Here is a 23876-nt window from a genome sequence, read left to right on the forward strand (position 1 = left end):
AATTCTATAACCAAAATAACTTACCCAAAGATCTCACTGAACAGGTCAATCAACTGATTGAACAAAGCCAGTGGAATATTAAACCCATCCATGAACAGGCCGAGCGTCAGGCCAATCAGCTCACATTACAACGCCGCAATATTGCGACGGTTCCTGAATATAACCCACTCGAACACCGTCCAAGCACCCATCCGCAACGTGCTAAAGTCGTTGGACCAAGCGGTGAGGAAATACATGTCGATGAATGGGGACGAATCAAAGTCCGCTTCTTATTTACCCGTGGAGATGACCACAGCCATGATGGCGGTGCAGGCAGCAATGACAATGATACGGATTCTGCATGGGTAGATGTACTGACTCCATGGGCAGGTGAAGGTTATGGAGCACGATTCTTACCGCGCATTAATGAAATCGTGGTCATCGATTTCTTTGACGGCAATATCGACCGACCATTTGTGGTGGGGCGTATACATGAGGCACAGCGCAGTCCGACCCAATTTGATGGTAAAGGCAAACTGCCAGACACCAAAAAACTGGCTGGAATAAAAAGTAAGGAAGTCCAAGGTGAAGGCTTTGGACAACTGCGCTTTGATGACACCACAGGACAAATCTCAACACAATTACAAAGTACCCATGGTGCCACCCAGCTCAACCTAGGGAACCTCAGTCATCCCAAAGAAACCGCAGAAAGTGAGGGAAGAGGCGAAGGCTTTGAACTGAGAACCGACCAATGGGGCGCAGTGCGTGCAGGACAAGGGCTCCTTGTCAGCACACACCCACAACAACAAGCAGCAGCAATGCACCTCGATGCACAAGCGGCGAAAGAACAAATCGAAGCCAACTTAAACAGCAGCAAAGCCTTAAGTGAAGTGGCGAAAAAACAGCAAACTGACCCACTTGAAGTCTTAGATAACCTGAAAAACTTCCTTGGACAAATTGAAAAAGGCAGTAAAGAAAAAGCTGATGCCTTTAAACAAGCCTTAATGATTTTATCTGCACCAAACTCAATTGCTGTGAGTAGTCAGGAAGATATTCATCTTTCAGCAGATGGACAGATCAGCCAAAGTGCAGGCGATAGCATCAATCTCAGCAGTCAAAAATCCTTGATTGCCCATGCACAAAGCAAGATCAGTCTATTTGCAGCACAAGAGGGATTACGAGCTTATGCAGGCAAAGGCAAAGTTGAAATCCAAGCCCAAGGAGATGGGGTTGATTTGATTGCACGAAAGGGTATTCAAATTATTTCAACGGAAGAAAATGTTGATATAAAAAGTCCAAAGGAAATTATTCTTACCGCTGGTGGATCACAACTTAAAATTACCAGTGCAGGAATATTTCCAACAACTGCAGCGAAATTTGAGGTAAAGGCGGGGCAGCATAAGTTTGTGGGCGGACAACAAGTTAATTACAGTTTACCCGCATTAGGGGATCTAAAGAACTTTTTAGAGCTGAATTATCATTGGCCTGATTTGGAACCTATGAAAAATGCACCTTATCTTGTAATTTTTGAAAGTGGTCAAGAGTTTAAAGGTCATTTGGATGATAAAGGCTTCGCAAAAATTCCTAATATTCCCCTCAATGAATCTTATACAGTCTGGTATGGAGAAGATCAACGCGAAGTTGAAATTGAAGTTCTGGAAGATAATGCATTAGAAACTTTTACTGCTCAAGATGAGATCGAGCTTGAAGAATTATTAAAAGATTGGGATTTAGAAGACTAAATAGGTTTTTATATGGTTGATTTAAATAAAGATGATGTCGCAACAATTACTCAGGCTATAGCTATAGGTTTTTCACCGGCAGGTATTGCACTTGATGTGGCTGATCTAGCTAGAGCATCCTATAACCTATATCAAGAAAAATCAGATGATCATTACTTCGAAGTTGCGTTGTGTATTATTGGGTTTATTCCTGGACCTGGAGATGGAGTCAAAGCAGGTCTAAGAATAGTCAATAGAAAGCCAGAAATTTTGTTTGAATTAATTCGTTTTATTATGACGCACTGTAAAATTCATGGAGATCCTGAAAAATGGTTGGCAGAAGTAATCAGTGATAAGAAAATAAGGGAATTAATTCGAAGTGGTAAGCAGGCTTCTATTAATGCTTCGAATAATAATATTGATAGTAGATGGGCAAAGTATTGGGTTAATCAAAGTATAGAGCTTACGTTTAATTTCTTAGAGAACTCAATATCATCACTAATACAATTGTTGGCAAGAAAAGTCTTGCATTGGAAATCCAAAGTACCAAAGACTTCTGCTGATCGAAGACAAAACAGTAATGGAAATGGTCATCAAAATAGTTCCGCTCATGGTACGACTTACAATGGAAAAACAGGGCAAAATGGAGATGGCAAAGGCACTAAAGGCCGTACACTGTCAAAGACCGATATTTCAAAAGTTTTATCTAATTTAGAAGTTGGAGGTGTAGGTGAACATATGGCTGATTATTGGGTTGCTAATAAATTAGGAATCAAGGTTTCCCATGATTCAGGCAGTAAACCCAATGAAAAACTACAACGCACAATGACTAAACTGCATGTAGGAATTCATGATCAAGGAATTGATGCGATTTGGAAGTCTGATAAAAAAGATCTTGGTATAATGAATACCAAGACCTATGCCGTGATTGAGGCCAAAGCAAGTTTAAGTATGGGGAAGGGAACAGGACCAGGTTCTTTATTGAATGATTTAGATAAGCAACAAGATACAAGAGATCGACATAAAGAAAGGACTGATGCCAAAAAAGATAAACGTTCTGAAAAGAAACTTGTGCCAAAGCAGAAGTATTTGAGTAATCAGCAAATGAGTGAAAAATGGGTTGAAGCACGCTTATCTATTGTAGAAAAAAGACAAGTTCTACCTAGTTACAGCCGTCATTTACTTTATTTTAATTATGCTCATCCTGAAACTGTGGAGCATTTAAATACGTTAGCCGTTTCTATTCAAGATCAGCAACCTATTGATCATACAAAGCATCTAAATGAACATACACCATCAAATTTTTGGGGTGCAGCTAAAATTGATGAGGCTCTGAACAATCGAGTTACTCGAGCAAATACCAAAAATGGTTATACGAAATAAAATTAGATGATTAAAATGAGGAATCAACAATGTTAGATTTTACAGAACGACGTAGACAACAATTTCTAACTGAAGACTATTATAAAAGTGCCTATGATTTTTATATAGAAGACGTTGATTTTTGGAAAGAAAGTGATACGTTTGAAGATGATCAATACAATTGTGGTGAAGATAGGCGTTGGACGCTTATAACACATGATTATTCTTTTCTACTTTACCTTGTATACACAGCAGGAAAATCTATAGGGGAAGTTATCCCCTTATTTGAAAAAGTTATAGAAGGTTTTGAAAAACAATCTGAAGCCTTAGCTATCTTCCATAAGTCAAAAAAACCTTCTGTCATTCCAACTCAAAATGAAACGTTAAATATACTTGGTCTGGCTTTTTTATTAAATCGAAATGATTTATTTGATCGTATACATTCATTAGTCAATGGCGAGGGTGAAAGTCATACGTGTGAAGATGAAATTATTAATAAATTTTTTAAACTTAATGATCCTTCACATCCAACATTTAACGAAGGAAATTTATTTGCATTAGGTTATTCAAAATTATGTGATGTGATTGATAATGTGCTAGTTAAAAATAATAAAGAAACTGCTGTTAAATATTTAGATGAATACTTAGCTGATTGGTATCAAATGAATAAAAATGCACTTTGGTTTAATAGTCATTTAGAGCCTGCAGAAGAACTAAAATATTGTGGTTATTGGTCTTTTGAAGCAGCTGCTTTGGTTTATTTACTAGACTTAGATGATAGTTCCTTACATAAGCACTTGTTTTATCCTAAAGATATAGTTGCATGGGCTCGTAAAAATAATACTCAATCTGAAGTAACCCAAGAGAATCTAACTGTAATAAAAGTCAAAGCTGGCGAAAAATCCCCAAAAACGGGCTATTGGACAACCCCTGCACAAGAAGATTCACGCGTTCATGTGTTAAGAGGTGAAATGTTACCAACACTTTCTGAAACAGATTGGGGTGAAGTGTACTGGTATTTTAATGGTGAGGAATAAATAAAACATGCCCTTCGGGGCATTAATTTTAGGATTAATATGAATTTCGATAAATATAAAAGACAGATTTTTTTAACTGAAGAGTATTATTTAAAGACTAAAAAATACAATGAAGAAGGAATACCCTTATATTTAGAAAGTGATGCATTTGAAGATGATCAATATAATTGTGGAGAAGCTTCAAGATGGCAATCTATTACATGGATCTATCATTCTTTATTATATCTTCATTATACTGCAGGAAAGCCAATAGAAGAAATATCTCCATTATTTGAAAAAGTAATAGAAGGTTATGAAAAACAAGCAGAAGCATTAGGAGTTTTTAAAGCAAGTAAAAAGCCAGTTGTTATTGGTGGTGAAGGTGGTTTTATTGCATTAACTACAATTAGCTTAGCAGTATTGCTAAATAAAAATAATTTATTATCTACAATTAAACAATTAATCAATGGCGAGGATGGAGGAACTTTTAGTGAAGATGAAGTGATTAATAAGTTTTTAAAACTAACGGATTCTAATCATCCAGATACTGAAAGAGATGGGATATATAGTTATAATTTTTCAATATTATGCGATGTGATTGATAATGTAATAATTAAAAATAACAAAAATCATGCGATTGAACTGTTGGATGAATATTTGGCTGAGTGGTATCAAATGCATAAAAATACACTTTGGTACAATAGTCATTTAAATTTAGATAATTATTCATATGTTGGTTATTGGGCTTTTGAAGCAGCAGCTCTTGTTTATTTACTAGATTTGGATGACAGTTCTTTACATAAACATTTGTTTTATCCTAAAGATATAGTTGCATGGGCTCGTAAAAATAATACTCAATCTGAAGTAACATAAGACAAACTAACTGTATTAAAAGTCAAAGCTGGCGAAAAATCCCCAAAAACGGGCTATTGGACAACCCCTGCACAAGTGGATTCACGCGTTCATGTGTTAAGAGGTGAAATGTTACCAACACTTTCTAAGGCAGATTGGGGTGAAGTGTACTGGTATTTTAATGGTGAAGAATAAATAAAATATGCCCTTCGGGGCATTAATTTTAGGCTGAATATGAATTTTAAAATCGATCCTAAATTTTTATATTTATTAGAACATTTTAGTTCTAAAGAATTTTTTTATAGCATGAGAAATAACTATCAATCTTTTTTAGATCGTTTGGAATTGCTGTTTGCCGTTTGTATGAGAAATCTACCCTGTAATTATCTGGATTTTCCAATGCCAGAGCAAGTTGACATCAATTGGGGAGGGACGGTTTTACCGCTTTTAAGAAAAACCATGGATACTTTAGATTTTGCTTATATAAGAATAAAAGAAGGCGATCTAACATATTTAGATTGCGCATCAGAGATTCGATCGAATGACAAAGGTATGAGTGAGTTTTCAAAAAAATGGATGGATGAACTACCTCATGAAAATGTGAAAGAATGTTGGGATTTTTATACAAAGGCTAAGGCCGAGGCATTCATTATTGAAAATACCTATCCAACGTATTGGAATCAAGAAAGTATTGTTGATGAAATATTTGATATTTCAAAAATTAATATTCCTGTGTCATATCCCATTTATCGTATAAATCAAAGTATTAAAGTAAAATCGAATGAAAAAGTTGCGATAAAAGGTTTATATATTTCCGAATTTGTGCCGAACCGAATAGAATTTATGGCTCATAGTAATGAAGATGATAGAGGTTTTGGTAGTGTAATTCCCACTACAATAGATCCAGAAACTTATGAAACATATTATGAGAAAACAGATTGGTACTTGATTGAAAGAGTTGCAAATGAAGGGGGTAAGTTTACCGATCGAAGCTGAAATGATTTGTGTTGTCTGATGTGTGTTGATAAATGATAGCGAAATAACACATATGATTTATCCAAAAGATTTGGTTAAATTTGCCCGAGAATTTGTACCTTGCGAGAAGAATATAAGTAATTCTAGTACAAAAACTCTAAGATGCGAAGCAGGACAAATTTGCCCTAAAACAGGTGAATGGTATAGTCCTGCGAATAACATGGAAAAACGTCATTTTAATCAAGGAGAAGGTATGCCTGAGATTAAAGATAATCCTTGGGGTCTAACGATTTGGTATCTGACTGAATAAGTAGATGCCATTCGGGGGGGCATTTTGAAATGGATGCGAATATATATTGGCAGTTTACTAGTGATAAATAGGATAAATTTTCCTTTTGGTTCTTCGTTTCTAATGGATAATATTTTTAATTTTCTTTGATTATTATTTTTAATTAAATAAATTAAAACCCAATATTTTTAAAAGGATAATGATGAAAGTTTTAAAAACGAATTTAATGCTTATTATGCTTTCAGCAATGAGTTTAATAGGGTGTAATACTAATTCAACAAAAACTTATGTGTTGACCACAACATCTTATGGTTATGATGCAAGATATATTCCTTATATTGTTGAATTAAATGGAGAAGAGTTAGGTGGAGGGCTAGGTAGTGGAACGAAAAGATCAGCAGTGATAACAGGAACTCAATATATTAAATGGGGAGAAGGTAATAGCTCTAAAAAGCATATTGCAACCAATGTCCCCACATTGACGAATGAAAATTTAAAAGATAAAAAATATTTAGCTGTACATATATATCCAGATGACAGTGTGGAAATTAATTTATCGAATGAATTACCTGATGCTACTGAGAAAGGTTTAGAGTGGAGAGCAAAAATTATTGATGAATTGAAGGTAAAAGAAGAAAAATAGCTGTATCAGTCATGAGTGGCATATAGATAAAAAAAAAGCGCATGATGACATGCGCTTTTTAATTTACAGCTAATTATTTTTCAACGAATGCACGTTCGATCACGTAGTCGCCTAGAACGCCCATCTTAGGAGATTCTTTCAGACCGTGCTGGTCAAGTAGTGCAGCAACGTCGTCTAGGAATGCAGGTGAACCGCAAAGCATTGCGCGGTCAGTTTCAGGGTTGAAACGAGGAAGACCAATTTTTTCGAAAAGTTGACCAGATTCAATGGCAGTAGTTACACGGCCTTGAGTATGGAATTCTTCACGAGTTACAGTAGGGTAGTAAACCAATTTTTCTTTCGCGCCTAATTCACCAAAGAATTCGTGGTTAGGAATTTCATCTAAGATTAAATCTTGATAAGCCAATTCCGAAATGAAACGTGTACCATGTACAACGATGATTTTTTCAAAACGTTCGTAAGTTTCAGGGTCACGAATTACAGAAAGGAACGGTGCAAGACCTGTACCTGAAGAAAGTAGGTATAAGTTTTTACCAGGGTTTAAGTCATCTAGAACTAAAGTACCTGTAGGTTTTTTAGACACTAAAATTTCATCGCCAACTTTTACTTTTTGTAAAATAGACGTTAAAGGACCATCTGGAACTTTAATAGAGAAAAACTCTAATTCTTCTTCATAGTTTGCGCTTGCAATAGAATAAGCGCGCATTAAAGGCTTACCATTTACTTCAAGGCCGATCATCACAAATTGACCGTTTTTAAAACGTAACGCAGTATCGCGAGTGGTTTTAAAAGAGAATAAAGTGTCATTCCAATGGTGGACGTGAGTAATCTTTTCGACGTTAAAAGCAGCCATTAAAGGTCTCAATAAAATTATCAAATTAGAACAGCTTACTATTCTAATCTAAAATCATTCTCGATAAACTGAATATATTTAATTGAACTTATCAGAAAAAGTGATTATGTCTGAGCTTAAAATGCCAATTATCGGGTATATGAAATCTCCCTACCGAGAAAAGTTTGGTATTCCACGTCAGCCAAATTTGGTGCAAGTCGAATCTTATATTGAAATGCTAGAACCTTATAACGATTTATTGGCTTTTGAGGGGATTGAAGATTTTAGTCATCTTTGGCTGATTTGGCAGTTTCATGAAAATAAAAATGCAGATTCGACAAAATTTCGTCCGCAAGTTCGTCCTCCGCGTTTAGGTGGTAATCAAAAAATCGGGGTATTTGCGACACGAAGTATGTACCGGCCGTCACCTATGGGCTTGTCGGTTGTGCAGCTCAAAGCGGTGAAAAAAGTCGGTAAATCGGTACGTGTCTATGTGGTCGGCAGTGATTTGTTGGATGGAACACCAATTTTAGATATCAAACCCTATATTCAATATTCAGATGCAGTGATGGATGCGCAAAGCGGTTATGCGCAGGATGAGCCAGAAAGAAAATCTGTGATTTGGTCAGAGCACGCTGAGCAACAAAAACAGGTATTTTTGAATAATGGCAATTTAACCGAACAATTAACAGCAGAACTGGAACAAGTATTGAGTTTAGATCCACGTCCTGCCTATCAGCATGATGATGAACGTGTGTACGGCATGTTGTTTGGTGGTTGTAATGTGCGTTTTTGCGTAGACACTAATAAAATAGTCGTACACGAAATTCTAAGTAGTTAAAAAGATCAGGTTTTAAACCTGATCTTTTTTGAAATCGAATTACTTTAATTTAGAGTATTTATCAATTTCAGTACTAGCGATATTGTTAAATAGCGAGCATTCATTTTTGATTGCTTCTACATAGTTAGTTTCAACTTTTGCTTCCAGGCTATCCTTTCCATAATTTTGAATCGCCTCATCTAAGTCAGCTTGATAGTCTTTAATATCATTAGCCAATGTGTAAGTGGTCCCTGATTTATAGTATGAGCCATAACGATAATTTTGATTAAACTGCACATAAGCATCAAAATCATAATTTACAGGTTGATTTTTCGAAATATAAACTGGATAAGAAGCTATGTTTTGGATGGTATAACCGTCATCTAAATATTCAGTAGGATCAAAACCATTAATGTTGTCACCAAGGAGTTCAACATAATTTTTTGAACTTGATGATGTTTTCAGTCTTAAGCAAGTTGAACCTTGAGGAAAAGTTTTTCCTTTTAATTTTGAATAATAGAAACTAGGGAATGTGCCCAACTTCGTTGCTAACGTAGTATCTGCACCTGAAAGATAATTAAATGTGTCTACGTAATAGCCAATTTCTTTACCTGTTAAATTTACCACTTCGAAATTTTGAGTCAGTTTCAGACCATTGAAGTTTTGACTAGATGCTGGTGTGAAAATCCATTGGCTATCATTTTTAGAAATTAAATTGGCAAATTTATAACCATATTCGGTTTTGTTCAGCACTGGTGTATAAAGGCCTTCGTCTGTTAAATAATCAGAAATTATCCATTTCAAGTCATAATTTTCATTGTTATTGCTTAAATAATCAACATTGAAATAAATAGTATTATTTTGAATATTGAAATGTGTTTTTTCGAATAAATTGTCGCTTCCATCCCAATATGATGATGAGTAGATTGACCATTTATTATTTTCGGAACTAGTTTCAGCTCCATTTCCTGATCCAGTTTCAGATGAAGTAGAACTATTGTCTGAAGAGCCGCCGCCGCAAGCGCTTAGAATTAAGGAACTAAAAATGGCTAGGCTTAAAATTTTAAATTTCATGTTACCCTCTTTAATAAATTATGAATTACGTCACTATTATTTGTGACTGTTGCATATAGTATAGAAAAACATAAAAAAGGGAATGTTAAAAATTAACTAATTAAAATTAATGATTTAAGTTAAATTTTTCTTAATAATTTAAGTAAAAAATATTGCGTTTTAATCAGCTGGTTTTGTTATAGTGAACCTATGTTTGGGGAACATAGAACAATGACTTTTAATTTTGAAATTGACACTTCTTGGTGTTTAGACCAATTACAAAAAGATGGACGTATTACTGAACGGGACAAAATACTGATTCAAACCACGCACCGTCAGCGTGAGCAGTTGAAATGGCATCCTCTACAATGGATTGCCAATTTTAATTTAGTCGATCAGAGTCATCCGCAGTCTACCTTAACATTGAATAGACTTTGCCAATGGTTGGCAGAAAAGTCTGGAGTACCGTTTTATATTATCGATCCTCTAAAAGCTGATGTGCCTGCTTTGACAGCCATTATGTCTCAGGAATTTGCAGTACGAAATCGCATTTTAGCGGTTGAATTACAAAATGAGCATGTGCTGATTGCAACGGATCAACCTTATAAAAATGAATGGATTGCCAATTTAGAGAGAACGGTATTACCACGCAAGATTCAGCGTGTATTACTCAGTCCAGACCAACTACAGCGTTACTTGGTTGAATATTACCAAGTGAGTCGTGCGGTCAGTAATTCGCAAAAATCATCGAGTTATGACCGTGAAAATAAAGGCGTTGAAGCACTATTACAATTAGGTGATACACAAAATCCAGATGCCAATGATCAGCATATTGTGAAGCTTGTGGATTGGGTCTTACAGTTTGCCTTCGAACAAGGTGCAAGTGATATTCACCTCGAGCCGCGTAAAGATACAGGAAAGGTGCGTTTTCGTATCGATGGCGTATTGCATACCATCTACAACATGCCAGCAAATACACTGACAGCTGTGGTTTCACGAATTAAGATCTTAGGACGGATGAATGTGGCGGAAAAGCGTAAGCCGCAAGATGGACGTTTAAAAACCCGTACACCCAAAGGCCAAGAAACAGAGCTACGTTTATCGACGCTGCCAACAGCCTTTGGTGAAAAGTTAGTCATGCGTATTTTTGACCCTGAAGTCTTGGTACGTAGTTTCCAACAGCTCGGTTTTGAAGGGCGTCTGTTGGATGATTGGAAGGCCTTAACCAGTCATAGTCACGGTATTATTTTAGTGACCGGTCCGACGGGTTCGGGTAAAACCACCACGCTTTATTCATCACTCAAACAATTGGCAACCGAAGAAGTGAATGTCTGCACCATTGAAGACCCGATTGAGATGTTAGAGCCAAGTTTTAACCAAATGCAGGTGAATACAGGGATTGATCTAGGCTTTGCCGATGGTGTACGGGCTTTAATGCGTCAAGACCCTGACATTATCATGGTCGGGGAGATCCGAGATCATGATACGGCAAATATGGCAATCCAAGCTGCATTAACAGGTCATTTGGTGCTTTCAACTTTACATACCAATGATGCACCATCGAGTTTGACGCGATTACATGATTTGGGTATTCAGCCTTTTTTAACGGCAGCGACTATTTTAGGGGTTTTGGCACAACGTCTAGTTCGTCAACTGTGTCCACACTGCAAGCGTGAGACTTTTATCAATGAACAAGAGTGGAAACATCTGACCTTTGATTACACGATTCAAATGCCTGATTTTGTCTACGAGGCGGTGGGCTGTGATGAATGCCGTCAAACGGGTTATAAAGGCCGTGTGGGGATTTATGAATTTATGCCACTCAGTATTGAAACCAAGCAATTGATTGGTGCCAATGCAGATCTAACCCAATTACGTACACAGGCACGTAAAGAGCATGTCGAGCCATTACGAATTGCAGGTGCGCGTAAAGTACTTGCAGGGGTGACGACTTTAGAGGAAGTTCTGCGTGTCGTACCGCTCAACTAATGGTTCGATCAAATAAATAAAAACGTCTTTGCAGCTTAAGATTCGACTCATCTTGCTTTGTTTAAATAGTGCTATCGAAATAGACAAAGTAAGAGAGACCGAAGATGACAACATTCACTCAATTGGTATGTGTTTTAGCATTTGCAGGTGTGGCATCGGTTGCAGTCGCGAATACAGCAGTCAATCAGGCTGCAGTTGCACCGATGAAAACCACATCGGTGAAACATGCCTTAGGCTTAAAAGATGATAGTAAAGTTCAATTGAAAGGTTATGTTGTGAAATCGATGGGCGATGAAAAATATCAGTTCCGCGATAGCACAGGCAGCATTACAGTGGATATTGATGATGAACTTTGGCAAGGCAAAGCGATTTCAGCTAAAACACCGGTAACGCTCATTGGAGAAATCGACATTGATTACAAACCGACGAAACGCGTTGAAGTTGATGTCGATCAAGTAAAATTTTAATTTAGCCTGTTATTCATTTCAGTGCTGCTCCATAAAAAACCACGGCTTGCTGTGGTTTTTTTATGATATGAGTAGATATGAGCAAAAGTTCGATACACTGAAGTCGGAACCATAGAAATAGGGTAGGTAAGATGCGAATTTTATTGGCAGAAGATGATGCTTCCCAAGCAGACAGTATAAAAACATGGCTTGAAATGGATGGCTACAGTGTCGATTGGGTTGAGCGAGGCGATCACGCTATTTTGGCTTTAGAACAACATCAATATGATTGCATACTTTTAGATCGTGGCTTACCAAAAGTAACTGGTGATGAAATTTTAAAACGTATCGTACAGTTGCATCCGCTTACACCAGTTTTATTTATTACTGCTCGGGACAGTATTGCAGATCGTGTTGAAGGTTTAGATCTGGGTGCTCATGATTATTTGGTAAAACCCTTTAGCTTGGAAGAGTTGTCAGCAAGGGTGCGCGCCCAATTACGCTTGCATCATCAACAGCGTGATAATTCTCTGACTTTCGGGGATTTAAGTTTAGATGTACAAGCCAAAACGCTGCGTAAAAATGCGGAATTGATTACGTTGACTTCGCGTGAATATCAAATCTTGCATAAGATGTTGTTAAATCCAGAGCATATTATGACGCGTAGCCAACTCGAAGAATCGCTCTATGCTTGGGGCGATGAAGTTGAAAGTAATGCGATCGAAGTTTTTATTTACCAATTGCGTAAGAAGATTGGCAGTGATTACATTAAAACCTTAAGGGGTTTGGGTTATCGCATGAATCTTCCGTAACAAAGTTAAGTCTATGAGTGATAAAAAAAGCATTTCCTTACAGTCGCAACTGATTAAAACTTCACTTCTCAGTGCAATTTGGGCGGGAGCAATCTCTCTGTGTCTGATGTTGGGATTTGGTCTTTATCACATCATGAATGTACATGATGCCCTGATGGACGAAGTGGCAGATATGCTTACTGCTACTGATCTAACGCTGAAGCAAGACGAACAAATAGATGAACTCAGTGAAGAGTTTGATATGCAATATCAACTCATACAAGGGTCGCAAGTCTTAACCACATCGGAACAACACACAGCATTTGAACATCAGCCCAATTTAAAACAGGCGCTAAATTATCAATGGAGAGACGGAGCGCTTTGGCGTAGCTATGCACTTCAGGACGATGGATTAAGCGTACAAATCGTTCAACCGATGAAAACACGGCTCAGAGAAACGCTGCAGAGTGTATTAGGCTATGCAGGGATTTTGTTGATAGTTTGGTTGATCCAATGGCTATTACTACATATTTTGATTAAACGTCAATTGAAAGTTTTACAGCTATTTTCCAAACAAATCGCTGAAAAAAATGTAGATGACTTACAAGCCATCGTCTTACCTGAACCTGTATTGCAAGAACTAGAGCCGATCCAAACACAGCTGAATTTTTTATTAAGCCGATTAGATCAAGCCTTAGAGGCGGAACAGCGTTTTACCTCCGATGCCTCACATGAATTACGCTCACCATTGTCTGCGATTCAAATGCGACTTCAGGTATTAAAACGAAAATATCCCGACATTCAGCAGGATTTATTGAGCATACAGCACGATGTTAATCGAGGAACACGGGTTTTAGAAAATCTACTGATTTTGGCGCGGCTCGACCCGACGCAATCGGAGCAATTGGATAAAAAACAGAACGACTTAGAACAGCTGAGTTTACAAGTCCTTGATGCTTTACAGCCTTTTATTGAAGAAAAACAGATCGAATTGAAGCTACAGACCCAGTCTGTACAGTTTGCTATGAACGCAGAGTTGATGTTTAGCTGTCTACGCAATTTAGTCGATAACGCTATTCGCTATAGTCCTACGCAAGGACAGGTCAAGATTGATTTAACGGTAACAGCACAGCAGGCGGTTTGGGCGATTGAAAATCAAGGTGCGGGACTGACAGTCGCAGAATTGCAACGCATTGGCGAGCGATTTTACCGTGTATTGGGAACGAAGACGCAAGGTTCAGGTTTAGGTATTTCAATTGCCCAAAAAATTGTACAGTTACATCAAGGCCATTTAAATGTGGATGCATCTGAACTGGGTGGCTTAAAGGTACAACTCACTTTTCCAATCCGTTAAAAACACGATTTGCTCTAAGGAATTTAGCGAAAGAGTGTTGTGAGAGGAAGATGAGTGTTGCGATTTAAATTAAGTTTGAGTAGCTATAAAACTTAATTTAACTAAGTACAAAACTTAAAAAGCAGTAAGCGAATGGCTTACTGCTTGTGTCCACGATTATTTTTATTGCGCTGATAATTATTATTTTTATCAGAAATTATTTGGTCAAAATAAGGCGATTATTTCGTGTTAAACGTAGTCGATATTCTTCACCTGCATGCATAATGCGAATTTCACGTCCTAAAGCAAAAAGGTTGTTTGAATGTAGCATTGGCAGTGAGTGGTGTGCTTCATTGCTACGAGTAAAAAGGCTAAATGGTGCGTTCATTCCGTCGACTCCGTGGTGTATTTCTGAATATTTTAAATGATAATCATTATCGAATAGACCTGTCAACGGTAATTTTAGGATTTTATAAAAAAGATAAATTTGCTTACACTTGGAAATCAATTGGAACAGAGTAGAGAGCAGGGAACTATGTCTAAACCGCAAATCGATGTCGCCATTGCGATTTTATTGCATCAAGACAAAGTACTGGTGGGTTGGCGTGAAGCAAAACAACATCAGGGCAATAAATATGAGTTTCCGGGTGGTAAAGTCGAGCAGGGGGAAAGTCCTGAGCAAGCTTGTCGTCGTGAAATTTTTGAAGAAGTTGGCATTGGTTTACACGACTGGCATGCTTTTGATTTTATTCAACATGAATATGATGATGTTATTGTGAAATTACATTTATTTCATGCCATCGTCCCGCATGCGTTGCTGAATGAAATCAAAAAGCCATGGGCCTGGTATTCACGTCAACAACTCATGAGCTTAAATTTTCCAAAGGCCAATCAAGCTATTTTGCAGCGCTTATATTGGCAGCAACAGATCAAAATCACCGCCGATCTACCAACACGTGAAACGCTTCAAGAGACGCTGTTGTATTATTGGCGAGTCGATGCCAGCGCAGAAAATGCAAAGGTATTAAATCAATTACCTACTGTGATTTTAAAACAACTGATAATTAATGAAGATCTATGGTCATTGCTCTCTACAGAGGTGCAAGCACATATTTCAGCATTACATCTTAAACAGCACCAATTGCTGCAAAAAAATAAAGGTGATTTACAGCTTGGGAAGCGATATATCACAGCTTGTCATGATCAAGTTTCTGCACTGCATGCGCAAAAAATTGGCTGTGATGCCATCTTTATTAGCCCAGTTCTGGCGACACAAAGTCATCCAGAGGCGCAAAGTATGGGATGGGCGCATTTTTCTGAGATTGCACGAAGCATAGAGATCCCTGTTTTTGCTTTAGGTGGAATGCGTCCTGAATTGCTAACTATTGCACAGCAACATCATGCTTATGGGGTGGCAGGTATTCGCAATTTTTAAATTAAAGTGTGTATTGAATTAAATTTGTATTTAAAGTCGATATTCAGATTTAAAATAACTTTTAGAAATAAACTTACTTTTAGTATGTAATGAATAAAAAAGCCTGATCTCAATTAAGATCAGGCTTTTTTATGGGGGTGCTTAAAGAGCTTTAATGGCTTGTTGGGCTTTTTGAATGGTGCTGCTTTTCTTTTGCATTTGACCGGCTTTTAAAACAACATTCCAAAGCTGTTGTTTCATCGGCTTGGTTTGAGCATAGCTTAATCCGCGCAGTGCCAACGATTCTGCATTCGCAGGCTGATTTTTTCGATTGGCGATCATTGCCAAATATAAAAAAGTTTCCGCAGATTGCGGTGCCAAACGCTGTGCTTGAGTTGCCGCACTTTCAGCTTCATTCCATTTTCCATTGGCATAAGCGGTTCGCGTACTTTGCATCAATTTTTTGAATGCAGGCAAGTCACGACCATCATCAAATTTTTGAATTTGGGTTTTCTGCTCAGGAATAACGATGCGTTGACGTTTAATTTCTGGATGGTCATATGGCGTAATAATGACCCCAGAAGAGTCATGGATATCTGCCTTTTTTTCAGGTGGAGCAGGCGGCTTTTGCTCAGGTTCGACTATGGTTTGGCAACCAGCCAAAATGATCGTCAAAACGCTCAGAATACTGAACGTTTTTAAAACTTTAATGTTTTGCAATTTAATTTGTATACTCTCCACTTGAGATGATGCGAGGTTGATCAGATGAACCCTGATCATTATCGACATCACTTTCACGAATGTAGTCACCTAAACTATCATTTTGTTCCTGAGTTGGCTGCGTCTCTTCAGTATCAACTGTGTAAGGTTCTACTTCATATTGTGTCGAACCACATGCCGTCGCTTGATTTGGAATAGAGTTGCGCGACAGAGGAATATACATCGCACCTGTACAATGCTGTGCAGATAAATTACCTGAATAACGGTCTAACCAATGCCACTGTACGCTGTCTGGTTGACGTAAATTAACTGGTTTTTGACGTAACTGCTTCATGACATTGGTCCAAACAGGAAGTGCTCCTGACGAACCAGTTAAGCCTGTAACTTTGTTGTTGTCTAAACCTAACCAAACCACACTTAAGTAATTACCTGAATAACCTGCAAACCATGAGTCACGCGTATCATTGGTTGTCCCTGATTTACCTGCAAGTTTAAGTGAAGCCGGTAATGATGCATAAGCAGAACGGCCTGTCCCTGAACTCATCACTTGTTGTAAACCGTAGTTCAAGATAAAGGCTGCATCAGGTGCAATAGTCGGTTGTACCGTTAAGCTATAACGATCTAATAAACGACCATTGGCATCGACCACTGAACGAATAGCTTTCACTGGATATTTGAAGCCACCGGTTGCAAAGTTTCCATACACACTCATGACTTCCATCGGTGACATATCGATAGCACCGAGGTAAATCGAAGGGTAGCTTGGAATATTAGAAGTCACACCAAACTTTTTCAGATGGTTAATAAAAGTCGACATACCGAACTCTTGACCTAAGCGTACCGCAGAGAGGTTATACGAGTTTGATAGGGCATCGACCATTGGTACGACACCATGTGCGCCACCACTATAGTTTTTCGGTGTCCAAGCTTTGCCATCACTTTGAATGCTGATCGGACTATCTTCGATTTGACTCGCCCAGTTATAACGGTTGGATTCTATCGCACTGAGGTAAATCACAGGTTTTAGCAATGAACCAACTTGACGTTTAGCATCGATTGTACGGTTAAAGCCAGTAAAGTCCTGCGTTGAACCCACTGCTGAAACCAATTCACCATTTTCAGGATGAGACACCAGTACCGCGCCTTGTAATTCTTTTAAGCGTGCTGGATTGGCATTGCTTAAACGTGCCACAGATTCTTTAAATGCAGTTTGTACACGAGTTTGTGCAATCGGATCCATCGCAGTGAAAATACGAAGACCTTGATTGGTCAAATCGCTTTCTTGGTATTCGGTACGCAGTTGACGACGCACGATATCCATATAGTCAGGGAAGCGAGAAGGGCCCAATGTTGGTTTAGTAATGACATTTAATGGACGCGCTGACTCAGTTTCATATTGTTCTTGAGTTAAATAGCCCATCACTACCATATTGTTTAACACAATATTACGGCGTTTAATCGCACCTTCAGGGTTTTTCCACGGATTAAATAGGGTCGGGCCTTGTACCAAACCGACTAAATACGCCTGCTGAGCAATATTTAGTTCACGCAGCGGTAAACCAAAATAGAATTGTGAAGCTAAACCATAACCATTGATGGAATAGTTACCGTTTTGACCTAAGTTCACTTCGTTTAAATAAGCTTCAAGAATTTCATCTTTGTCATAGTGAAGTTCAATCAGCATGGCCATTAAGGCTTCGTTGGCCTTACGCTTAATGGTTCTCTCAGGCGATAAATAAAAATTTTTCACCAATTGCTGAGTGAGGGTCGAACCACCTTGACGTTTTCCGCCTGTGACATTACTCACAATGGCACGTGCTGTACCACGAATCGAAATACCATGATGTTGATAGAAATTACGGTCTTCTGTAGCAATTAAAGCTTGGATTAAAGGCTTAGGCACTTTATCAAGTTTGATCAGCACACGGTCTTCATTGTGCTGAGGATAAATACCACCAATTAACATCGGCTCTAAGCGGGCAATACCACTGCTTGAAGGCTTGGTTGCACTTACTTCAGTGATTTGATCTTCACCAAAGGTCACTTTAAGAACTTGTTCAGGGTCGACACTATCACCAAAGTCAAAACCACGCGTATGGATATAGGTCACATTGCCAGAAGTAACGTAACTCCCTGTTTTCGCATAGCTATCTTGAGCGTTATAGCCCAAAAGTTTCAGTTCTTGGTTGAGGTCTGCTTGGCTTACAGGCGCATTGGTGTAAATTTCTAAAGGACGAGCAAATACCTTGGCTGGAATGTCCCAACGTTGACCTTCGAATTTATCCCGTACAATATTATCTAGACGAATAAGATAAATGCTGAACACGAGAAATCCGCCGATAATCAACAGCGAAAAAATCAGTGCAATTATGCCTATGCCACGTTCAGACTTCATAAATAGTGATAAGACCCTGAGAAATTTTGCTAATCATGCGAAGCTTTTCAGTATTTTGCAATATTTAAACTGTTATATGTATGCAAAATATTGGAAGCTACTTCACTAAAGTCGAAACTTTAAAGTTTTTTTAAATCATTTCTGTTAGTGATATGATACCAATGAGGCGAAGCGGAGCAAAAGCGCAGGTGCAAATTTCACATAAATCATTTCGAAACATTGGGTTGATTGGTCGTCCAGACAAATCATCAGTGATCGAAACCCTATGTTTGATCCACGATCATATTTTGAGTTTGGGATTACATCCTGTATTTGATACGCAAACAGCGCAGCTGGTTCCCTACAATAATACTCAGACGGTCAGCCGTAATTTATTGGGTGAAGTCGTCGATTTGGTGATCGTAGTCGGCGGTGATGGTTCATTGCTTCATGCTGCACGTGCCTTGGTGAAATACAATACTCCTGTGATTGGGGTGAACCGTGGTCGTTTGGGCTTCCTGACCGATATCAAACCGACAGAAGTGATTTTCAAGTTAGATCAAGTGCTCAAAGGTGAGTTTCAGCTAGACCGACGTTTCTTGCTAGAAATGGAAATTCGCTCGAAAGGCGAGTCGATTTATGATGCTGTAGCTTTAAATGATATTGTGCTGCACTCGGGTAAATCGGTACACATGATCGACTTTGAACTGAATATTGATGGGCAATATGTATACCGCCAACACAGTGATGGTTTAATTGTTTCAACACCAACCGGCTCTACAGCTTATGCATTATCTGGTGGTGGTCCGATTGTCCACCCAAGTATGGATGCGATTGCCTTAGTGCCAATGCATCCTCATACTTTGTCGTCACGTCCGATTGTCGTGGGCGGACAAAGTGAAATTAAAATTTTGATTCGTGAAAATCGTGTTCTACCAATGGTCAGTGCCGATGGTCAACACAGTGTATCATTGGGTGTAGGCGATAGTTTACATATCCGCAAACATCCGTTTAAGCTCAACTTATTACATCCACCTGGTTATGACTTCTATATGGCATGTCGTACCAAGCTAGGCTGGAACCAAGATTTTGACTCATTAAAGCAGGATTAATTATGAATATTGAACAGATGCTTGCCGTACTCGATCCTGAAATTGTTGGTCGATTAAAAACGGCAATTGAAATTGGTAAATGGCCAAATGGCGTAGCGCTGACTCAAGAACAACGTCAAATTTGTATGCAAGCGGTGTATGCATGGGAAATTAAACATTTGCCAGAAGACGAACGTAGCGGTTATATCGACCGTGGGACCAAAGAGGAAGATGAGCATTGCGACTCGCATGTGGAAGAACCTGAGTTCAAGCCCATTCGTTTCGTTTAATCGAATTCACTTCAAAAAGCCATATGGTTAGATCAATCATATGGCTTTTTTAAATCTTAAAAATAAGTAAAAAATATTTAAATGAAATCAATAAAATTAAAATACTTGATGAGTACAGTGATTGCTTTGCTGTCGGGTCAGGTTTTTGCTGAAAATAAAATTGAATGTTTAATGCAGGTTATCGTTATTTCAAGTAGCAAATTTGTTGAACCAAAAACTCAATATACACAAATCAAAAATGATAGCTCGCCAATGTTGCTGATTGGAATTAAAATTCAAAAGGCAAAAGCCGCTTTTAAATCCGCGAAAATTCAAAGTCATCAGAAATATTGTTCCAGCTTAGTAGGGCAACGTAAAGATGCCTATTTGTCTGGGCGATATGAGTCGAATAACATTCAAATTAAACTCGGCGATCAACTCGAATTGAAAAATATTCATCGCTCTGGAAAACATTATCCTTTTTGGGTGGATTTTTATTTTCCGATTAAAGCTGAATAAGTAGGGGAAATAATTAAAGTCAGAAATCAACTTAAATACTGATGTTACGCAGTAACATTAGAAGCGCAATTTGATTCAAATAAAAGAATGATACGCGGTAACGTCATCCGCAAGTGTTTGAGACAGGGCTACTTCTAATCAAAAATGTTTTTGCGATACTTTGGATAATTTGACGGTAGTGAACGAGTTTTGTCGGTGAGGTGCATTGCACCGCAAGATGGTTTCCTTGCGAAGCACGCTTCTCATTTTGCCGAATGAGAAACAAAGTTTCGTAAGAGTACCTCTAGCCGAAGGCTAATCCCTTTATTCAAACCCTAGATGCAAGACTCCGTCGAATAGACTTAAAAAATCATTTGAAAAATGCGTAATTACTTTTACGCGAGTAACATCAGTTAAATATGAAAAATAGGAGAGTGAATCTAGAGAAATGATTTACTCTCCTAGTCTAGAGCCACAATAACTATATTAGAACCGATCTGCCCAAAGTGATTTAGCTTTTTGCATCGCTTCTTCAAAACTTGCGACGGCGCCCATGGTATACAGTGCGATTCCCATGGTTTCGGTGACCGCGATTTCACCATATTCATGTGTCTGCTGACCGTCCCAAACGGCTTTAAAAACGGCTAAGTCGAGTTCTTCTTCGACTGGACTGCGGTTGTCCGTTAGTTTAGGCAATTCATGTTCATACATTTCACCATCCTTGATGCCACAAATTAAGGTTTTTGCATCGGGGTTACGTTCGAATTCACCACCTTCACCCTTAATGACAGCACTATTTTGATAACCCAATTGGAATGCCGCACGTTGATGTGATCCACGATAGGCAGGATGGAAAATCGCTTGCATTGTGGCTTTGGCATTAAATGGATTTATCAGACGGGCAAGGGTGTGAATTGGGGAACGTAAGCCCATGACATTGCGTAGTGAAATTAAATCACTGAGTATTGGTGAAATGACGTCGAGCGGAATATAAGCAAAATGACGTTGTATAAGCTGCTGTTCCACATCTGTATCATTTTGGCAAATAGGAAAACCCAAATACTCTAATACTTGTTCTGTATAAAGGCGGTTAATGGTATGACCTGAAGCGCCATGCATTACGACATTGTAGCCGTGTTTTGCCAGCGTTAATGCGGCCAATAAAAACCAAGGATAATGTTTGCGTTTACCTGCATAAGATGACCAATCTAAATCAACATCAAGCTTTTTAAACTTGAGCTGATCACGTGTGGCTTGGACAAAGCCTGTCAGTTCATCGACAGATTCTTCTTTTACACGCAATAACATCAAGAAAGCGCCCAATTGAACGTCTAAAACCTCATCTTTTAAGATCATGCTGAACGCTTGGTAGGCTTCATCATAAGTGAGAGAACGTGCGCCATTTTTACCTTTACCCACGATACGGACAAATTGCGCAAAAGGATGTTCAAAATCTTTGTAAATATTTCGTTTATTGTTCATGCAAATACTGGGCTTAAAATTAGGACTTAAGGATAGTTTACTTCTATAGTTGGTATTTTTCAGCCTGATAACAGGTTTAAAAAAGGATGTCTTTAGACTATCGTCTAATAAGCTCGGTCTATTATTTAACCGAAATTAACATTTGTGGCAGAACAAGCCATTAAAAAACAGGTAAAATTTAACCTACTTTAGTATGTGTTTCATCTCCTGATCAATGCGCTGATTTTATATCAGGTCCTGATGTGATTATTTAATCACCATACATATTTCGTTTTTCTGTATTTGGCTAAGTCAAATACCTTTGGTGCTCTTTTGTCGAAGACAAAGGGGTTTTGGGCTGTTTATTTTTTGAAAATAGACAAAAACTGAATATTTCTTTGAAGCAGAAATATATCGTGAAGTAATGTCATGGCTAAAAAACCAATTTATAAGTCACTATATTTTCAAGTGATCGTTGCCATTATTGCGGGTGTATTGGTGGGGCATTTCTCACCAAGTGGCACACAAATTATCAATGGTACCGAGCAATACGTAAAAGGCTGGGGTGAATTGTTCTATCCACTAGGACAAGGTTTCATCAAGCTGATTAAAATGATTATTGCACCTGTGATCTTCTGTACCGTGGTGAGTGGTATTGCAGGTATGGAAAGCATGAAATCTGTGGGTAAGACAGGTGGGGTCGCTTTACTATACTTCGAAATCGTTTCGACCATCGCACTCATTATCGGTCTTGCAGTGATTAATATTGCAAAACCTGGTGTAGGCATGAACGTAGATCCAGCATCTTTAGATACTGCAGGTATTTCTAAATATGTTGAATCTGGTGCAGCACAATCTACCCAAGAATTTTTTATGAATATCATCCCAAACACCGTTGTTGGTGCGTTTGCTGAGGGTGAGATTCTTCAAGTTCTATTATTTGCCTTATTATTTGGTTTTGCATTGCATAAACTTGGTGATGCAGGTAAGCCTGTATTGAAGTTTATTGATCAAATTGCACATGTATTCTTTAACATTGTAAACATGATCATGAAGCTTGCGCCAATTGGTGCCTTCGGTGCGATGGCTTATACCATTGGTAAATATGGTATTGGTAGTTTGGCGCAATTGGGTCAATTGATCATCTGCTTCTATATTACCTGTTTGCTGTTTATTTTCCTTGTACTTGGCTCAATTGCACGTATTTGCGGTTTCAGTATCCTCAAAATGATTCGTATGATTCGCGAAGAACTCTTGATCGTACTAGGTACGTCATCTTCAGAATCTGTACTGCCACGTATGTTGAAAAAACTCGAACTTGCAGGTGCAGAAAAATCTGTAGTGGGTCTGGTTATTCCAACAGGCTATTCATTTAACCTAGATGGTACGTCTATTTACCTGACTATGGCGGCGATCTTTATTGCACAAGCGACCAATACGCCGCTTGATATTTCGCATCAGATCACTTTGTTATTGGTTCTACTGATTTCATCTAAGGGTGCTGCGGGTGTGACGGGTTCAGGCTTTATTGTTATGGCTGCAACACTTTCTGCTGTGGGGCATATTCCTGTTGCTGGTTTGGCATTGATTCTTGGTATTGACCGTTTCATGTCAGAAGCACGTGCATTAACGAACCTTGTCGGTAACTCATTGGCAACGATTGTGGTTGCAAAATGGGTGGGTCAATTAGACAAAGAAAAACTGGATTTTGCTTTGGCAAACCCTGAAGAAATTGACCGTCAGATGCAAGAAGAAGGCAATGCACATCATGCTTAAGGCAGATGCTGTGATGTAAAAGATGTGTTTAAAAAGGAAGCTTCGGCCACTGCTGTCCCATAGTTTGACTTAAATAAAAAACCTGAGTCCAAAATAGTTAAAATGTAAGTGCTAACAAAGACTTCAACTATAAAGGATTCAGGTTTTGTCACATCAGAATACCGTATTTCAT

General features: G+C 38.3%; 22 protein-coding genes and 1 pseudogene. 17 read left to right on the forward strand and 6 right to left on the reverse strand.

Features of this window, described 5'->3' with window-relative positions; all coding sequences use genetic code 11:
• The 7 genes and pseudogenes from FTU16_RS15220 to FTU16_RS15250 all read left to right on the forward strand — a co-directional run.
• A partial coding sequence (locus FTU16_RS15220; RefSeq protein WP_180163602.1) for a DUF2345 domain-containing protein occupies nucleotides 1-1721 on the forward strand: 1721 nt, incomplete at its 5' end.
• A gap of 12 nt (nucleotides 1722-1733) precedes the next feature.
• Nucleotides 1734-3083, forward strand: coding sequence for a hypothetical protein (locus FTU16_RS15225; RefSeq protein WP_180020817.1), 1350 nt, complete (start codon nucleotides 1734-1736; stop codon nucleotides 3081-3083).
• 29 nt (nucleotides 3084-3112) lie between these two features.
• Nucleotides 3113-4099: a PoNe immunity protein domain-containing protein gene (locus tag FTU16_RS15230; protein WP_180020819.1), complete on the forward strand. Its 987-nt coding sequence runs from the start codon at nucleotides 3113-3115 to the stop codon at nucleotides 4097-4099.
• Nucleotides 4100-4138: 39 nt separating this feature from the next.
• Nucleotides 4139-4951 carry a PoNi-like cognate immunity protein gene (locus tag FTU16_RS15235; protein WP_257220770.1) on the forward strand — a complete coding sequence of 271 codons (813 nt, stop codon included), beginning with the start codon at nucleotides 4139-4141 and terminating at the stop codon, nucleotides 4949-4951.
• Between the two features lie 213 nt (nucleotides 4952-5164).
• Nucleotides 5165-5926, forward strand: coding sequence for a hypothetical protein (locus FTU16_RS15240; RefSeq protein WP_180020821.1), 762 nt, complete (start codon nucleotides 5165-5167; stop codon nucleotides 5924-5926).
• 58 nt (nucleotides 5927-5984) lie between these two features.
• Nucleotides 5985-6215 (forward strand): annotated as a pseudogene (locus FTU16_RS15245) (hypothetical protein); the annotation flags it as partial.
• 181 nt (nucleotides 6216-6396) lie between these two features.
• Nucleotides 6397-6837 carry a hypothetical protein gene (locus FTU16_RS15250; RefSeq protein ID WP_180163603.1) on the forward strand — a complete coding sequence of 147 codons (441 nt, stop codon included), beginning with the start codon at nucleotides 6397-6399 and terminating at the stop codon, nucleotides 6835-6837.
• A gap of 73 nt (nucleotides 6838-6910) precedes the next feature.
• On the opposite strand, the gene FTU16_RS15255 is transcribed toward FTU16_RS15250, so the two are convergent.
• Nucleotides 6911-7690: a ferredoxin--NADP reductase gene (locus tag FTU16_RS15255; protein WP_078189109.1), complete on the reverse strand. Its 780-nt coding sequence runs from the start codon at nucleotides 7688-7690 to the stop codon at nucleotides 6911-6913.
• Nucleotides 7691-7796: 106 nt separating this feature from the next.
• On the opposite strand from FTU16_RS15255, the gene tsaA reads away from it, so the two are divergent.
• Nucleotides 7797-8510 (forward strand): tRNA (N6-threonylcarbamoyladenosine(37)-N6)-methyltransferase TrmO, encoded by a 714-nt coding sequence (gene tsaA / locus FTU16_RS15260; RefSeq protein WP_180163604.1) that lies wholly within the window; start codon nucleotides 7797-7799, stop codon nucleotides 8508-8510.
• A gap of 39 nt (nucleotides 8511-8549) precedes the next feature.
• Here the strand turns inward: tsaA and FTU16_RS15265 are convergent, their stop codons facing one another.
• Entirely contained in the window at nucleotides 8550-9563 is a 1014-nt protein-coding gene (locus FTU16_RS15265) for a hypothetical protein (RefSeq protein ID WP_168379329.1), read from the reverse strand.
• A gap of 210 nt (nucleotides 9564-9773) precedes the next feature.
• On the opposite strand from FTU16_RS15265, the gene FTU16_RS15270 reads away from it, so the two are divergent.
• The 4 genes from FTU16_RS15270 (at nucleotide 9774) to FTU16_RS15285 (ending at nucleotide 14122) form a co-directional block, all read left to right on the forward strand.
• Complete coding sequence (locus FTU16_RS15270) at nucleotides 9774-11531, forward strand: GspE/PulE family protein (protein WP_180023971.1); 1758 nt, start codon at nucleotides 9774-9776, stop codon at nucleotides 11529-11531.
• A 104-nt stretch (nucleotides 11532-11635) separates the two neighbouring features.
• Nucleotides 11636-11998, forward strand: a complete 363-nt coding sequence (locus FTU16_RS15275; protein ID WP_180163605.1) for a NirD/YgiW/YdeI family stress tolerance protein — start codon at nucleotides 11636-11638, stop codon at nucleotides 11996-11998.
• A 131-nt stretch (nucleotides 11999-12129) separates the two neighbouring features.
• The gene (locus FTU16_RS15280; protein ID WP_180163606.1) at nucleotides 12130-12789 is read left to right on the forward strand and encodes a response regulator transcription factor; all 660 of its coding nucleotides are present in this window, start codon (nucleotides 12130-12132) and stop codon (nucleotides 12787-12789) included.
• Nucleotides 12790-12802: 13 nt separating this feature from the next.
• Complete coding sequence (locus FTU16_RS15285; RefSeq protein WP_180163607.1) at nucleotides 12803-14122, forward strand: HAMP domain-containing sensor histidine kinase; 1320 nt, start codon at nucleotides 12803-12805, stop codon at nucleotides 14120-14122.
• Nucleotides 14123-14318: 196 nt separating this feature from the next.
• Here the strand turns inward: FTU16_RS15285 and hemP are convergent, their stop codons facing one another.
• Nucleotides 14319-14489, reverse strand: coding sequence for a hemin uptake protein HemP (gene hemP / locus FTU16_RS15290; protein ID WP_078189103.1), 171 nt, complete (start codon nucleotides 14487-14489; stop codon nucleotides 14319-14321).
• A gap of 147 nt (nucleotides 14490-14636) precedes the next feature.
• Between hemP and FTU16_RS15295 the strand changes: the two genes are divergently transcribed.
• Nucleotides 14637-15536 (forward strand): NUDIX domain-containing protein, encoded by a 900-nt coding sequence (locus FTU16_RS15295; RefSeq protein WP_180163608.1) that lies wholly within the window; start codon nucleotides 14637-14639, stop codon nucleotides 15534-15536.
• 141 nt (nucleotides 15537-15677) lie between these two features.
• Here the strand turns inward: FTU16_RS15295 and FTU16_RS15300 are convergent, their stop codons facing one another.
• Nucleotides 15678-16295, reverse strand: a complete 618-nt coding sequence (locus FTU16_RS15300) for a tetratricopeptide repeat protein (protein WP_257222686.1) — start codon at nucleotides 16293-16295, stop codon at nucleotides 15678-15680.
• On the reverse strand, nucleotides 16237-18630 hold the full coding sequence (gene mrcB / locus FTU16_RS15305) for a penicillin-binding protein 1B (protein WP_180163609.1): 2394 nt from the start codon (nucleotides 18628-18630) through the stop codon (nucleotides 16237-16239). Before mrcB ends, FTU16_RS15300 begins: the two co-directional genes overlap by 59 nt.
• A 152-nt stretch (nucleotides 18631-18782) precedes the next feature.
• On the opposite strand from mrcB, the gene FTU16_RS15310 reads away from it, so the two are divergent.
• The 3 genes from FTU16_RS15310 (at nucleotide 18783) to FTU16_RS15320 (ending at nucleotide 20488) form a co-directional block, all read left to right on the forward strand.
• Entirely contained in the window at nucleotides 18783-19721 is a 939-nt protein-coding gene (locus FTU16_RS15310) for an NAD(+) kinase (RefSeq protein ID WP_078189100.1), read from the forward strand.
• 2 nt (nucleotides 19722-19723) lie between these two features.
• Nucleotides 19724-19990, forward strand: a complete 267-nt coding sequence (locus tag FTU16_RS15315) for a YeaC family protein (protein WP_078189099.1) — start codon at nucleotides 19724-19726, stop codon at nucleotides 19988-19990.
• An 81-nt stretch (nucleotides 19991-20071) separates the two neighbouring features.
• Nucleotides 20072-20488 carry a hypothetical protein gene (locus FTU16_RS15320; RefSeq protein WP_180005248.1) on the forward strand — a complete coding sequence of 139 codons (417 nt, stop codon included), beginning with the start codon at nucleotides 20072-20074 and terminating at the stop codon, nucleotides 20486-20488.
• A 465-nt stretch (nucleotides 20489-20953) separates the two neighbouring features.
• Here the strand turns inward: FTU16_RS15320 and FTU16_RS15325 are convergent, their stop codons facing one another.
• Complete coding sequence (locus FTU16_RS15325) at nucleotides 20954-21949, reverse strand: glycosyl transferase family protein (RefSeq protein ID WP_180163610.1); 996 nt, start codon at nucleotides 21947-21949, stop codon at nucleotides 20954-20956.
• Nucleotides 21950-22357: 408 nt separating this feature from the next.
• Between FTU16_RS15325 and FTU16_RS15330 the strand changes: the two genes are divergently transcribed.
• On the forward strand, nucleotides 22358-23704 hold the full coding sequence (locus FTU16_RS15330; protein ID WP_180005246.1) for a dicarboxylate/amino acid:cation symporter: 1347 nt from the start codon (nucleotides 22358-22360) through the stop codon (nucleotides 23702-23704).
• Nucleotides 23705-23876: the final 172 nt, after the last annotated feature.

This window comes from Acinetobacter sp. YH12069, from assembly GCF_013419675.1.
Classification (GTDB): Bacteria; Pseudomonadota; Gammaproteobacteria; order Pseudomonadales; family Moraxellaceae; genus Acinetobacter; species Acinetobacter amyesii.